The sequence below is a fragment of the Bacillus sp. MMSF_3353 genome (assembly GCF_030733445.1).
GTDB classification, from domain to species: domain Bacteria; phylum Bacillota; class Bacilli; order Bacillales; family Bacillaceae_G; genus Bacillus_A; species Bacillus_A wiedmannii.
In genome coordinates this window covers 19,994-33,646 of sequence record NZ_JASHJA010000006.1, presented here as the reverse complement: position 1 = coordinate 33,646, position 13,653 = coordinate 19,994, and the positions used below count along the sequence as shown (strand labels likewise).

The window sequence follows — 13,653 nt, the reverse complement described above, 5'->3', positions numbered from 1 at the left end:
TTTATAACACTCCACTTACTTGATAGGTACTTTCTGTCTGTTTCTCAAACCAATGGATTTTTTCTCGAAAACGGACCACTTCTCCAATTACAATCATGCTCGGATTTTGAATTTGTTCTTTTTTTGCAACATCCACAATTGTTCCTAACGTCCCAACAACTGTGCGCTGCATTGATGTCGTTCCCCGTTCAATAATAGCAGCAGGTGTACTTTTGTCTTTTCCATGCTTCATCAGTTGTTCACATATGTAGGGTAAATTGCTAACCCCCATATATACAGCTAAAGTCTCTACACCTTTCGCTAAATTTTCCCACTTCACTTCTTCTTCAGCACCTTCTTTCCTATGCCCTGTCACAATAGCAAAACTTGCACTTGCATCACGATGTGTCACTGGAATGCCAGCATAAGCAGGAGCAGCTATTCCAGCTGAAATACCAGGAACGATTTCAAATGGTACCCCTTGCTTTGCTAACGCTTCAGCTTCTTCTCCTCCTCTACCAAATACAAATGGATCCCCGCCCTTTAGCCTCGTTACAACTTTTCCCTTTTTCGCATATTTAATAAGAAACGTGTTAATCGTCTCTTGCTTCATCGTGTGATAATTTGGTAGTTTTCCGCAATAAATTAAATCCGCTTCAGGCTTTGCATGGGAAAGCAACTCTTTATTCACGAGACGGTCGTATAAAATAACATCTGCCTTCTTAATACATTTCAACCCTTTCACAGTAATTAAATCTGGATCACCAGGACCTGCACCAACGATATAAACCTTCCCCATCATCTCTCCTCATTTCTACTATTAAAGTGAAACTTCCATCCTTATATACGAATGGAAGTTTTCATTATTTCGTATTACCTTTTTCCTACTCATGAATAACAAATGCTGCACCTTTTCGAATCTTCTTTTTTTCAAATAGAGAAATCTCCTTTACTTCTGGTAACGGTAAAAAATGCTTTTCAAGCTCTATCTCCGCGAGCTTAAATGCCTGTTCTTCACTTTGAGCAACAACAACAATCGGAACAATACTATTTACTAACACAGCTTCAAATCGATATAAATCCATATTGTCCCTCCTAAGACGCTATTACTTCTTCTAACACAGTATTTAACGCTATTTGTAATGTCTCTATACCAACACGGCTGACAAAATCATAAAATGTTTCAGCTGGTAATTTATTCTCTTTGAAATAGCTTATAAATGATGCAAGTACATCAGGTAGATCCTCGCCATCTATTTTCCCTTTTAACTTTTGGTTATAAGCACCGCCATCTAACAGCGTTCCACCTACGTATATTTCAAATGCTTCAACAATTCCTTTTTCCTTCGTTTTCATTTTCACCCCTTGCAATCCAATGTCAGCAATTTGACGTTGCCCACATGAATTCGGGCATCCTACCATATGAATACGAACTGGAACATCGAGTGCAATTTGTGTATCTAAGTACTCTGCGATTTTGCGTAATCTTTCTTTCGTTTCTACTAAAGCAAGATTGCAATACTCAATACCGGTACAGGAAACCGCATGACCAATAAATGATTTAGGACTTGCTGATATGGCTTTAAACAACGGCTCATTTAGTAAACCTGTTACATTTTTTGGCGGAACATTCGGAATAATGAAGTTTTGCGAATTACATGTACGAATCTGTCCATTTCCATACTGCTTAGCAATTCTTGCAATCTCAAACATTTCTTCTGCATGTAGACGTCCTACCGGCACATTAAAACCTACATATTTTAGTCCATCTTGTTTTTGATCTTGAACACCATAAAAGTATCCCGCATTCCATCCTTTGAGAGCACTTTCTCCTTTACTTTGCAATGGTCCTATATACTCTATTAGTTTCTCTTTAAATTTCTCTGCTCCCCAGTCTGCAACTAGAAATTTCAAACGAGCTAAATGACGTTTTTCACGGTATCCAAAATCACGGAATATCGTAGCAATCGCAATTGCTACCGCCTTCACTTCTTCTGGTAAAACGAATACATCTAATTCATCAGCTAAATATGGACGGGCTGATAATCCACCGCCTACTTTTATATGAAAACCAACTTTTTTCTCACCATCTATCTCTTTCGTTGCAGGTGTAAATGCAACACAGTTAATCTCTGCGTTTGCTGAATTATAAATGTTAGAACTAATAGACATTTTAAATTTACGCGGTAAGTTAGAAAACTCTTCATTATGTTGGAAATAATCATATACCTCTTTCACAATACCCGTTGTATCAAACAGTTCATTTGCATCAATACCAGCAAGTGGATTCCCTGTAATATTACGCGTTATATCACCACACGCCCCCGCTGAAGATAACCCAACTCTTGCTAATCTTTTAAAAATATCTGGAATTTGATGAATTTCTAACCAATGAAACTGAATCGCCTGTCTTGTCGTAATATCTATTACGTCACGCCCATAATCCTCAGCGATAGAAGCAAGCACTTCTGCCTGTGCATTCGTAATAATCCCTGAAGGAATATTTACACGCATCATAAAATATCCAGCTTCTTTCGGTCTTTGTAAATATAACCCTGCCCATTTGAATGCGTCCCACTCTTCTTTCGGAATAGATTCGAAGCCATTTTCTGCATAGTAAGGAATATCATTAAAGATTTCCAATCCATCTTTTTTCAATTTATTTTTCTCAGTCTGATTTAATTTTTCATTGTTAGCCCATACTTTTTCATAACTCATTTTTTATCCCCCTATATAAAACTACGCTCTTGTAAGTACTTCACGATTTGTTCTGCACATTCTTCAATAGAATACTTGTGCGTTTCTACAATTAACTCTGCTTTCTCTGGCTCCTCATACGGTGAATCAACACCAGTAAACTCTTTAATATCACCCTGTCTTGCCTTTTTGTATAACCCTTTTGGATCACGTTTTTCACACTCTTCAATTGGACATTTTACAAACACTTCTATAAACTCATCTGCTGCTAATAGATCTCTAACTTGTTTTCGGTCTACTCGAAACGGTGAAATAAACGCTGTAAGAACAACAGTACCTTGATCTACAAATAGCTTCGCCACTTCACCAATCCGTCTTATATTTTCCATACGATCACTTTCAGAAAAACCTAAGTCTTTATTTAAACCGTGGCGTACATTATCTCCATCTAGTACATAGTTTCCAATATTCTTTTCAAATAGTTTACGAGCAACCGCGTTCGCCACCGTAGATTTACCTGAAGCTGATAGACCAGTAAACCAAACTACAAAACTATGATGCCCATTTCTTACTCTTCTCTCATCTTTTGAAACAGATGCTGTATGCCAAGTAATATTCGTATCCATGTCATTCTCTCCCTATTCTGTTACTACTTCTTTTTTCAAACCTTTAATTAGCACTTCCACTACTTCTTTACGACTAAATGTACTCGGCGGAACCTCACCGTTTCTTAATAGTTCTCTTACTTTCGTACCTGATAAAATGACATGATCCTCTTTTCCGTGTGGGCATGTTTTCGTCGAAGCCATCGCTTCACACTTCGTGCAGTAAAAACTATGTTCAAAAAATAATGGTGTAATCCCTAACTCTTCCACTGTAAAGTTTGTGAAAATTTCTTGTGCTTCATAAGTCCCGTAATAATCTCCTACTCCTGCATGATCACGTCCTACGATAAAGTGGGTGCATCCAAAATTCTTTCTGACTATTGCATGGAATATCGCTTCCCTCGGTCCTGCGTAACGCATTGCTGCAGGAAATACACCTAAAAAGACACGATCTTTCGGATAATAGTTTTGAAGTAATACTTCATAGCTTTCCATCCTTACATCAGCAGGAATATCGTCCGATTTCGTTTCCCCAACGAGTGGATTTAAAAAGAGACCATCTACAATTTCAAGGGCAGATTTTTGAATGTATTCATGGGCACGATGTACCGGATTTCTCGTTTGAAATCCAACCACTGTTTTCCAACCACGTTTTTTAAATTCTTCTCTCGTTTCAATTGGATCTAAATGATAAGAAGGAAACGGATTATTTTCAAAGCGTTTTGTAAGAATAATAGCTCCCCCGACATAAACGTTCGGTCGTTCATATAATTTTTTCACTCCTGGATGAGCCTCATCCGTCGTTTTATACACAAGTAACGCTTCTTTTTCCTTGTCAGGCACAAAAATATCTTCTATTTGAATGACACCATATACATTTTCAGCATTAACAAGTTTTACTTCCTCTCCAGCTTTTAGACTCTCTGCTACTTCTTCTGTTACTGGTAATGTAATCGGTATACTCCATATGCTCCCGTTTGCTAAGCGAAGCGTTTCTACGACCGAATCATAATCTTTCTTTCCTAAAAAACCAGTAAGTGGGCTATATCCCCCTGTCGCTAATAGCTCTAAATCACTTAACGCAATGTTGTCTAGTTCAATTTCTTTTTCGATTTGTGATACGTCGTAAGTCTCGTCTATACGATTTATTAATTCGTTTCTTGTACTCATTTTCTATTTCCTCTCTTAGCTTTATTTTCAAATTCATCTTATTGGTAATGAAGACCACATTCTGTTTTCACTTTCCCAGACCACCTACCATCTCTCGAATCGCCACCCTCACCTACAGGTAACGTACACTTCTCACACCCAATACTTGGATATCCAACATCATGCAGCGGGTTATACGGTAAGCTATGTTTGTATACATATCGCCACACTTCTTTCCACGTCCAATGAATGAGTGGACAAACTTTAATAGATTGAAAGCGATGATCTTGATTTATAAACTTTGTATGCTTACGTGTTTCTGATTGTTCCCTCCTTAAGCCCGATATCCAAGCTTTTTCCGCTGCTAATGATTTTTCTAACGGTAAAATTTTTCTAATTTTACAACAAAGATTCGGATTACTTTCCCATAATTTCTCACCATGCAACTTCGCTTGTTCATCAAGCGTAAGTTCCGGCTGTTTTTCTATAATATTTAATGAAGGAAATCGTTTCCGCACTTTTTGAATTAATTCATACGTTTCTTGAAAATGAACATTCGTATCTAAAAATACAACTTTAGCAGATGGATTTACTTGGTTTATAAGATGCAGCAATACCATCCCTTCCACTCCGAAGCTACATGCGTATACAATTTCACTTTTATATTCTTTATAAGCCCAACTTAATACAGATAGCGCGCCTTTCGTTTCATCTTCTTCTGAAAATGAAACATTATTTTCTTCCCACGTTTCATACGTCAACATGTTCTTTCCCCCTGTAAAAGCAAAAAGACGGTTTTAACCTAATATAATAGGTTAAAACCGCCTCTAGTTTTTCTAGTCAGCGCTTTTTACTTTAAACGTACCTTTTCACTTTTCTCTAATTGAATGACTTTCCCATCTTGCACAACAATTGTAATTGAACCATATTTCATATCAGCAAGCATCGCTTGAATTTTCTCAGATACTTCCTCAAAATGTTCCCGTACGCTCACGCGAACAGCCCCCCTTTTTATTCATAAAAAAAATCTTTCCCATTTCGAAAAGACTGTTCGGTAATATATTTTACCTTATCTTTCAAAATGGATTCCATTTTGCTGGATTTAGCACCTTGCTTTCTATAAGCAGGTTGCCGAGCTTCTTCGGGCCAGTTCCCTCCGCTTCTCTTGATAAGCTTTGTATTTGTATTTTATCACAATTCTGATTTTTTTCAATCCTAGTTTTCCGATATATTTTAATTATTTTGTTTTATAAAAAAGGAATTGCCCATCCGAACAACTCCTTTTTCCCATTCACACAAGTTCTTTAATACGTATGCGATCGTTCCCAATAATATTTTCATATGTTTCACGCTCTACAACAATTTGTGATGTGCCGCCTTTCGCGAAGACGACAGCTGGTCTACGAATCCGATTATAATTATTCGCCATCGAGTATCCATATGCCCCTGTACAAGAAATTGCTAATAAATCGGCTGAAGCAACTTTCGGTAGAGTGATATCCCAAATTAACATATCTCCACTCTCACAGCACTTCCCAGCAATCGAGACAAGTTCCTCATTCTCATCATTCCCTCGATTCGCTAACATCGCTTCATAACGAGCGTTATATAAAGCAGGTCTTAAATTATCAGTCATCCCACCATCCACTGATACATATTTCCGAATACCAGGAATATCTTTCACAGATCCGACTGTATAAATTGTCGTTCCAGCATCCCCTACAATACTACGGCCTGGTTCAACCCATATTTCTGGCAGGGGATAATTACATACTGTAAATTGTTCCCTCACAGCACTTGTTACAGCTCGCACATATGTCTCAAGAGTTAATGGTGTATCTGACTCTGTGTAGCGTATTCCGAATCCTCCGCCTACATTTAGCACTTTTACTACATAGTTTGTTCGCTCTCTCACTTGTTCTAAAAATTGACGAAGAACTTCAATCGCTCGCACAAAGCCGGCCGTTTCAAATATTTGTGATCCGATATGTGAATGAATTCCTAACACATTATAATTTGATTTTTGTAAAGCAATCTCAATTACTTGCATCGCTTGACCATTTGACACGCCAAATCCAAATTTCGAATCATCTTGGCCTGTTGTAATATATTCATGTGTGTGCGCCTCTACTCCGGGCGTTACACGAATTAATATGTTCACAAATTTCCCATGTTGCACTGCTAAATCATGCAAAATTTCTAATTCCAAGAAATTATCTACGACAAAACAACCAATATTCGCCTGAAGAGCCATCACAATTTCTTCTTCTGTTTTATTATTGCCGTGAAAATGAATGCGTGATGCCGGAAATCCTGCTTGCAGCGCAGTATATAATTCTCCTCCAGAAACAACATCTAATGACATATTCTCTTCACGAGCCACTCGGCACATCTCCATGCACAAGAACGCCTTGCTTGCATATGCTACTTGATAAGAGAAACCACTTTCTTTAAACGCACGATGAAACGCGCGGCACTTTCCTCGAATTGACTCTTCATCGTATACATAAAGTGGTGTTCCGTATTGTTTTGCTAGCTGCGTCGTATCGCATCCTCCAATTTCTAAGTGTCCTTGCCCATTGATTCGGCTCGTGCCGTGTAAATACATTTGAATTCCTCCCTTATTTCCTCTAAAACTCATAACCCCAATCTTCTATTCATTGCAGCACGCTTTTAGATAGACAAAAAACGCGCGGAACAATGTTCACACGCGTTTCTTATTAGGAAAAATATATATTGAAAAAATAAACGAGTTGTTATCTCCTCAAAATAAGAAACCGCATCAACATCTCCAAATAGCTCTCCATAAAATAAATATTATGACAGTACTACATTTATTCAATGCAGTCCCAATATATGAATAAGATGGTTATTCTTATATTTCGGCAATAGTCCCTTTCAACCTATGATCACAGATTCCATTAAATCTCCCATAGCTTACTCTTTCCTATCGCGGCCTCTACCTTTGAGAGTAGATGAGGTAAGTCTATTTAATTTTCAAACATCTAATTGTTGCTATTAACAATACCAAAGGACCATTTTATTTGTCAAACAATTTTTTATATTGTTTTTTTACAGTTTAATTTCGTATCATTTGGTAAGCGCTTTACTGAAATCTTTGACACTTCCCATTCGCCTTCTTCATTATTAAATGTAATCGTTACCTTCTCAAATGGTGGAGCAATTTTCCCAGCAACTCGTTCATACTTCGTTACTTCAATACTTGCTTGAAATAAATATGTACCGCTATACACTTTTTTTAAACTAATAATTTTAGGACATTGATAAGGCTTCAAGCTCCCATATTGTTTTTCAATTGCTTTATTTATTTTCGGAAATAAAACAGAATAAAGGGCATCTTCCATAAGAGGTGCATCATATTGGGCTACCGACACACTCGGTGAAGCAAAAAGTATAACACTACTGCATACTATAAAATATAATAATTTTCGCATTATAACCTCCGTATTATTACACGATTCTTTCTGCGCACGATAATTATCATACATAGAAACTCCGTTTTATTGTCTCCCACTGCCCTTTTTCTACTCAATTATTATAAAAAAGTCCACAACTCTCTTTTATTTTCGTATAATGATACTCATAGTATAATAAACATAATAACAAAGGACTGTTCGTATATATAAAATGAGGCGCTAATCAAACCGGCTCACAAGAACTGTCATGCTTTTTAGGAGAGGAGTATATTATGCTACAACGTCTGTTTCCAAAACTGCGATTTGCACTCGTTGCAGTCGTTTTATTATGGATAAAAACATATATTGTGTACAAGCTAGCATTTGATATTAAAATTGATAACTTCTTTGAAGAATTTATGCTTTTTATTAATCCACTAGCTGCGTTACTTTTATTTTTCGGTTTTGCTTTACTTGCATCTAAACACCGAAACCGTATTATAGTTGGAATCAGTTTTATACTGTCCTTTATTTTATTTGGAAATGCAATGTTTTATGGGTTTTATAACGATTTCGTTACGTTCCCAGTTTTATTTCAAACAAATAATATGGCTGATTTAGGGACAAGTATAAAAGAACTCTTTACGTACAAAACATTACTTTTATTTGCAGATGCAATTATTTTAATGTTTCTTTCACGTAAATTCCCAGCATTTTGCGACAAGACGCCACTTTCTCGCTCTGAGAAGCGAACTTTCTTTAGCGGTGTAACAGCTCTATTAGCATTACAAATTGTCGTTTCAGTTATTTATAAGCCACAAATGTTCTCACGCTCATTTGATCGTCAAACTGTCGTGAAAAATTTAGGTTTATACACATATCATCTATTTGATATTACACTTCAATCTAAATCTTCGGCTGAACGTGTATTTGCAAGTGGTGACGGGTTCTCTGAAATTAAAAACTATACAGACTCAAAAGATAAGCAAGTTGATAAAAACTTATTTGGAGCTGCAAAAGGTAAAAATGTAATTTTGATTTCAATGGAATCTACACAAAGTTTTGTTATTAATAAAAAAATAAATGGAAAAGAAATCACTCCATTTTTAAATGAATTTATTAAAGATAGTTTTTATTTCGATAACTTCTATCATCAAACGGGACAAGGTAAAACTTCTGATGCTGAATTTATCGTTGAAAATTCACTTTATCCGTTAGACCGCGGTTCTGTATTCTTTACTCACGCAACAAATGAATATACAGCTACACCAGAACAATTAAAAAAATACGGATATTCTTCTGCTGTCTTCCATTCAAACGATAAAACGTTTTGGAATCGTGATGTAATGTATCCTGCACTTGGATATGATCGTTACTTTAATTTAAATGATTACGTAGGCACAGAACAAATGTCTGTCGGTTGGGGATTAAAAGATAAAGGGTTCTTTGAACAATCGATTCCAAAGCTAAAATCTTTGCCACAACCGTTCTATACAAAATTTATTACTTTAACAAATCATTTTCCATTTCTTCTAAATCCAGAAGATCAATATGTTGATGAGTTTAATTCGGAAAGTGGTGTTGTAAACCGCTACTTCCCAACCGTTCGTTACACGGATGAAGCTCTTAAACTATTTATTAAACAATTAAAAGAGGAAGGACTGTATGATAATTCCGTTATTGTCATTTATGGAGATCATTACGGTATTTCTGAAAACCATAATGCAGCTATGGCTCAGTTCCTTGGTAAAGACGCTATTACACCGTTTGATTCTATGCAATTACAACGCGTCCCTCTCATTATTCATGTACCTGGTCAAGAAGGAAAAGTCATTTCTAAAGTATCTGGTCAAATTGATATTAAACCAACGCTACTTCATTTACTTGGTATTAAAACAAATCAATCAGTTGAATTTGGAACTGACCTATTTATTAAAGAAGAAGATCCACTTATGGTAATGCGTGATGGTAGCTTCGTTTCGGAAAACTATGTTTATACAAAAAACATGTGCTATAAACGAAATACAGGTGAAGAAGCGGACATTTCATTATGTCAACCAAATATTGAAAAAGCAAAAACTGAATTGAAACTCTCCGACAAACTCATTTATGGAGACTTATTACGTTTCGATCCTAACAATCGTTATAAAACCGGAACAATGACAACGAAATTTGAATAGCGCCAGAAGCAACTTTTATAAAAGTTGCTTCTTTTTTTACTTATTTTTCAAATCATTCCGCTATGAAATCTTTCACAAATTGGGAATTTTTTTCGTATGAGGAAGAAATTTATGGTATGATAAAATAAGTAAAATTTCATAAACTAATTAAGAATTTATTACAGAAAGCAAGGGATCAGATTTTGTATAGAGCAGCTATTCCAAACTTATTTACGCTCGGAAATTTATATAGTGGATTCTTATCAATCGGCTATGCATCTTTAGGATATTATAAATCAGCTGCTATTTTAGTACTTATCGGGATGATGTTAGATAGTCTTGATGGGCGTGTTGCTCGATTATTACGCGTTGATTCACAAATGGGAAAAGAGCTTGACTCGCTTGCAGATGTCGTAACATTTGGTGCAGCACCTGCTGTTCTCATGTATTACACATCTTTCTCCAATTATGGAATCATCGGACTATACATAGCGGGACTATTCCCTCTTTTCGGAGCATATCGTTTAGCTCGATTTAATGTTACACCATCTTCTACTTCAATGAAATATTTCACTGGGGTACCGATTACAGCAGCGGGAGGGCTTGTTGCTTTCTTAACATTATTTTCACATACCATTCCAAAAATCGTTCTTATTACAGTATTTGTAACGTTCGCATTTTTAATGGTGAGCCGCATTCGTATCCCAAGTTTAAAAGATGTACCAATTCCACGATATAGCATCATTATTACACTATTTTTAGTTGGAATCATTATCACAATGTACCAAACAGGGTTCGGTAATTTTTCTGTTTTCTTATTCATTGCTATTCCACTATACATTTTGTATATGCTATCTCAATTTCTTAGACAAATACCATCTAAAAGAGCAAATAAAGACAAATAAGAAACCTTCCGGAACCGGAAGGTTTCTTTTTATTTTGTAACGAATACTTTTTGATTTACAGGTGTTACAGGCTCTTCACCGTTTAATACTGCTAAAATATTTCTTACTGCCATTTCAGCCATCGCATCACGCGTTTCGAATGTTGCATTTCCTACGTGAGGAGCAAGTACTACATTCTTTAACCCTTTTAGCTCTTCAGTAATTTTCGGTTCAAATTCAAACACATCAAGAGCCGCCCCTTCAATTTCATTCGTTTTTAATGCATGAGCGAGTGCTGCTTCATGCATGATTGGTCCACGTGAAGCATTTATAATATACGCTGTTTTCTTCATCATTTTGAACTGTTCTTCATCAATCATATGGTGCAATTTCGGATTATACGCACAGTTAATTGTAATAAAGTCTGCTGTTTGTAATAATTCTTCTAATGTTACATATGTTGCTTCCAGCTCACTTTCAGCTTCAGGCTTTCGGTTTGGTCCTGTATATAAAACATTCATTCCAAACGCTTTCGCACGCTTTGCAACTGCCTTTCCGATTTCTCCAAGGCCAATAATTCCAATTGTTTTACCGTGTACTTCGCGGCCTAAGAAAAATAATGGTGCCCATCCATTAAATCCAGTTGTACGACATAATGTATCGCCTTCAGGAATTCTACGTGCAGCTGCTAAAAGAAGTGCAAATGTTAATTCTGCTGTCGCTTCAGTTGATACTTTCGGTGTATTCGTTACCGCAATCCCTTTTTCTCCAGCATACGAGTAATCAATATTATCGTAACCAGCACCGTAGTTTGCAACAATCTTCAAATTAGGTGCCGCATCAATCACTTCTTTTGTCACCTTTGTAGAAAGTAGGCTTAACAATGCATCTTTGTCTTTTACACGCTCTGTTAATTCATCTAAAGAAATTAACGCCTCTTTATCGTACATTTCTACATCATGATCCTTTAATAGTTCTAATCCGATTGCTGGAATTTTCCCTGCTACTAATATTTTTGCCACTACTAACACCTCTTCTATAGAAAATAAGATATCTCTTATCTTTTATTGTAAGAAATCCACATATAAAAACCAAGGAATTTGATTATAGTTTTGAAAATCGACACTTTTCCACAAAAAAAGAGGAGATGCAAGTCTCCCCCTCTTCTTATGCTTTTTCTTGCGATTGTTTTCCAAGCTTCACATCGATCGTTCCCTCTGCAACTGTATCACTAATTTGTTCCTCAATAACGGATTGAGATGTAGCATTCGTTTCAGAAGTTTGAGCTTGTTGTTGTGCACCTTGTACATTTTGTTTATTTTGTTGTTTCGCCATTTCTTACCCTCCTTTTTATTCTTTCTTATTTTGAACAAAAAGGGTGGTTTTCATCAAAAAATCGTGATCATTTTGAAATTGTTACTTCTTCTTCCAGTAATCTCATCGTTCTTACTCGTTTCGTAAATGTAGCTATGTGAGAAATATCATGATTACGTAACGTCTTTATATTCTCTGCCACATATTTTCCTAAATCACTCGGATAATGAGCGTCTGAGGAAAGAGTAACCGGAACGCCATGCTTAGCTAATACTTGTAAATATAGCGGACTCGGACACATTTCGCGTACAGGATAGCGATAGTACAATCCTGCATTTATTTCCGTTGCCGTATTTGTTTCTACTAACGCACGCGCAATTTCCTTATAATAAGAAAGTTGTTCATTTTCATCTAACCGATAATTAAATACTTTTATGTTATCAAGATGAGCTATAATATCAAATAAATTAGAGCGAACTGCACACTCAACCGTTTTGAAAAACGTATCATATAAAACATATAAGTCATGTTCCTTAAAATATTCTTTCGTATCTGGATTATCAAATCCCCAGCCATTTAAAAAATGAACAGAACCAATTACATAATCAAAATCTCCTAATGCGAGTAAAGATTGTAATTCTTGTTCACCATCAATAAAATAATCCGCTTCAATTCCAAGTTTAAGCGTAACACCTCTTTTACTCCACCGTTCTTTCGCCTCTTCAATTGCCTTTGTAAAATCATGTAGTGATGTTACCCTTACTTGGTCTAACCATTCCTTCTGTAAACGACCAAGCCTCGAATCACTAATATCGACATATCTTTCATAGTAGTCTTTCGCTTCATAAAAACGGTACAAATGATCGACAATACCAACTTCTTTTATACCTTTTCGCAAAGCTTCTTCTAAATATAAATCAATCCATTTCGTTGTAAATGGCCCTTCTTTCACACGTCTTTGCAGGCGTTCTTGTGTTTTCACAAGCCATTCCATAGAATGTTTTTCTTCTTTAAGTGGTTCATAATGTTGTAACACTTCATTTATTTTAGCTAGCCATCCTATTGAATATGGCCCTTCTTCTAAATGAATGTGATAATCCACCTTCATCTACATTTCCCCCTTATAATGTATCTATTTCACTTCTGTCCCCTACTCGCGAAAGCTTCCCATTTCTTTCTGTCACTTCCTCCATAACATCTTCTAATGATATATTTTTTTCAGCTAATAAAACAAAGCAGTGATACAATACATCAACCATTTCTTTCACTAATTCTTCTTTGTCATTATTTTTAGATGCGATAATTACTTCCGTGCATTCTTCACCAATTTTCTTTAAAATTTTATCTTCGCCTTTTGAAAATAAATAATTTGTATACGATTCAGGAAGTGGATTTCCCTTTCGTTCTTCAATTGTTTCAAATAGTAATTTAAAGGCATTTTCCATATGTA

The 13,653-nt window shown here is 36.0% G+C and carries 15 protein-coding genes and 2 riboswitches; of the genes, 2 read left to right on the top strand and 13 right to left on the bottom strand.

Annotation, left to right across the window (positions count from 1 at the left end; genetic code table 11):
• Position 1: 1 nt before the first annotated feature.
• From cobA to RBB48_RS15550, 9 genes are all read right to left on the bottom strand, one after another.
• Entirely contained in the window at positions 2-778 is a 777-nt protein-coding gene (gene cobA / locus RBB48_RS15590; protein WP_088062666.1) for a uroporphyrinogen-III C-methyltransferase, read from the bottom strand.
• 85 nt (positions 779-863) lie between these two features.
• Positions 864-1,064, bottom strand: coding sequence for a DUF3906 family protein (locus RBB48_RS15585; RefSeq protein WP_000366913.1), 201 nt, complete (start codon positions 1,062-1,064; stop codon positions 864-866).
• Between the two features lie 10 nt (positions 1,065-1,074).
• Positions 1,075-2,697, bottom strand: coding sequence for a nitrite/sulfite reductase (locus RBB48_RS15580; protein WP_097889753.1), 1,623 nt, complete (start codon positions 2,695-2,697; stop codon positions 1,075-1,077).
• Positions 2,698-2,708: 11 nt separating this feature from the next.
• Positions 2,709-3,302 (bottom strand): adenylyl-sulfate kinase, encoded by a 594-nt coding sequence (cysC, locus tag RBB48_RS15575; RefSeq protein ID WP_048561381.1) that lies wholly within the window; start codon positions 3,300-3,302, stop codon positions 2,709-2,711.
• Positions 3,303-3,314: 12 nt separating this feature from the next.
• On the bottom strand, positions 3,315-4,451 hold the full coding sequence (gene sat, locus RBB48_RS15570; protein WP_088062662.1) for a sulfate adenylyltransferase: 1,137 nt from the start codon (positions 4,449-4,451) through the stop codon (positions 3,315-3,317).
• Positions 4,452-4,489: 38 nt separating this feature from the next.
• The gene (locus RBB48_RS15565) at positions 4,490-5,194 is read right to left on the bottom strand and encodes a phosphoadenylyl-sulfate reductase (RefSeq protein WP_075308704.1); all 705 of its coding nucleotides are present in this window, start codon (positions 5,192-5,194) and stop codon (positions 4,490-4,492) included.
• An 86-nt stretch (positions 5,195-5,280) separates the two neighbouring features.
• Positions 5,281-5,424 (bottom strand): YezD family protein, encoded by a 144-nt coding sequence (locus RBB48_RS15560; protein ID WP_000116163.1) that lies wholly within the window; start codon positions 5,422-5,424, stop codon positions 5,281-5,283.
• Between the two features lie 72 nt (positions 5,425-5,496).
• A riboswitch (SAM riboswitch) is annotated at positions 5,497-5,605 on the bottom strand.
• A gap of 116 nt (positions 5,606-5,721) precedes the next feature.
• Positions 5,722-7,038: a diaminopimelate decarboxylase gene (gene lysA, locus RBB48_RS15555; RefSeq protein ID WP_000280662.1), complete on the bottom strand. Its 1,317-nt coding sequence runs from the start codon at positions 7,036-7,038 to the stop codon at positions 5,722-5,724.
• Between the two features lie 180 nt (positions 7,039-7,218).
• Positions 7,219-7,400: riboswitch (Lysine riboswitch) on the bottom strand.
• An 89-nt stretch (positions 7,401-7,489) separates the two neighbouring features.
• Positions 7,490-7,885 carry a DUF3888 domain-containing protein gene (locus RBB48_RS15550; RefSeq protein ID WP_001228833.1) on the bottom strand — a complete coding sequence of 132 codons (396 nt, stop codon included), beginning with the start codon at positions 7,883-7,885 and terminating at the stop codon, positions 7,490-7,492.
• Between the two features lie 254 nt (positions 7,886-8,139).
• On the opposite strand from RBB48_RS15550, the gene RBB48_RS15545 reads away from it, so the two are divergent.
• Positions 8,140-10,026 carry an LTA synthase family protein gene (locus RBB48_RS15545; protein WP_046955254.1) on the top strand — a complete coding sequence of 629 codons (1,887 nt, stop codon included), beginning with the start codon at positions 8,140-8,142 and terminating at the stop codon, positions 10,024-10,026.
• 182 nt (positions 10,027-10,208) lie between these two features.
• Positions 10,209-10,910 (top strand): CDP-diacylglycerol--serine O-phosphatidyltransferase, encoded by a 702-nt coding sequence (gene pssA, locus RBB48_RS15540; RefSeq protein ID WP_060489528.1) that lies wholly within the window; start codon positions 10,209-10,211, stop codon positions 10,908-10,910.
• A 29-nt stretch (positions 10,911-10,939) separates the two neighbouring features.
• On the opposite strand, the gene RBB48_RS15535 is transcribed toward pssA, so the two are convergent.
• The 4 genes from RBB48_RS15535 to hisI all read right to left on the bottom strand — a co-directional run bounded on the left by RBB48_RS15535 (position 10,940) and on the right by hisI (position 13,648).
• A complete protein-coding gene (locus tag RBB48_RS15535) occupies positions 10,940-11,911 on the bottom strand; it encodes a 2-hydroxyacid dehydrogenase family protein (protein ID WP_097889755.1) in 972 nt (323 codons plus the stop codon).
• 145 nt (positions 11,912-12,056) lie between these two features.
• Positions 12,057-12,224, bottom strand: coding sequence for a DUF4025 domain-containing protein (locus RBB48_RS15530; protein ID WP_097889756.1), 168 nt, complete (start codon positions 12,222-12,224; stop codon positions 12,057-12,059).
• A gap of 67 nt (positions 12,225-12,291) precedes the next feature.
• The gene (locus tag RBB48_RS15525) at positions 12,292-13,311 is read right to left on the bottom strand and encodes a histidinol phosphate phosphatase domain-containing protein (RefSeq protein WP_097889757.1); all 1,020 of its coding nucleotides are present in this window, start codon (positions 13,309-13,311) and stop codon (positions 12,292-12,294) included.
• Positions 13,312-13,324: 13 nt separating this feature from the next.
• Positions 13,325-13,648, bottom strand: a complete 324-nt coding sequence (hisI, locus tag RBB48_RS15520) for a phosphoribosyl-ATP pyrophosphatase (RefSeq protein WP_000426349.1) — start codon at positions 13,646-13,648, stop codon at positions 13,325-13,327.
• Positions 13,649-13,653 lie beyond the last annotated feature (5 nt).

Coding starts and splice junctions, on each gene's coding strand:
- cobA (WP_088062666.1), bottom strand. CDS start 778: ATGGGGAAGGTTTATATCGTTGGTGCAGGTCCTGGTGATCCAGATTTA.
- lysA (WP_000280662.1), bottom strand. CDS start 7,038: ATGTATTTACACGGCACGAGCCGAATCAATGGGCAAGGACACTTAGAA.
- RBB48_RS15525 (WP_097889757.1), bottom strand. CDS start 13,311: ATGAAGGTGGATTATCACATTCATTTAGAAGAAGGGCCATATTCAATA.
- cysC (WP_048561381.1), bottom strand. CDS start 3,302: ATGGATACGAATATTACTTGGCATACAGCATCTGTTTCAAAAGATGAG.
- RBB48_RS15550 (WP_001228833.1), bottom strand. CDS start 7,885: ATGCGAAAATTATTATATTTTATAGTATGCAGTAGTGTTATACTTTTT.
- RBB48_RS15565 (WP_075308704.1), bottom strand. CDS start 5,194: ATGTTGACGTATGAAACGTGGGAAGAAAATAATGTTTCATTTTCAGAA.
- hisI (WP_000426349.1), bottom strand. CDS start 13,648: ATGGAAAATGCCTTTAAATTACTATTTGAAACAATTGAAGAACGAAAG.
- sat (WP_088062662.1), bottom strand. CDS start 4,451: ATGAGTACAAGAAACGAATTAATAAATCGTATAGACGAGACTTACGAC.
- RBB48_RS15580 (WP_097889753.1), bottom strand. CDS start 2,697: ATGAGTTATGAAAAAGTATGGGCTAACAATGAAAAATTAAATCAGACT.
- RBB48_RS15585 (WP_000366913.1), bottom strand. CDS start 1,064: ATGGATTTATATCGATTTGAAGCTGTGTTAGTAAATAGTATTGTTCCG.
- RBB48_RS15530 (WP_097889756.1), bottom strand. CDS start 12,224: ATGGCGAAACAACAAAATAAACAAAATGTACAAGGTGCACAACAACAA.
- RBB48_RS15545 (WP_046955254.1), top strand. CDS start 8,140: ATGCTACAACGTCTGTTTCCAAAACTGCGATTTGCACTCGTTGCAGTC.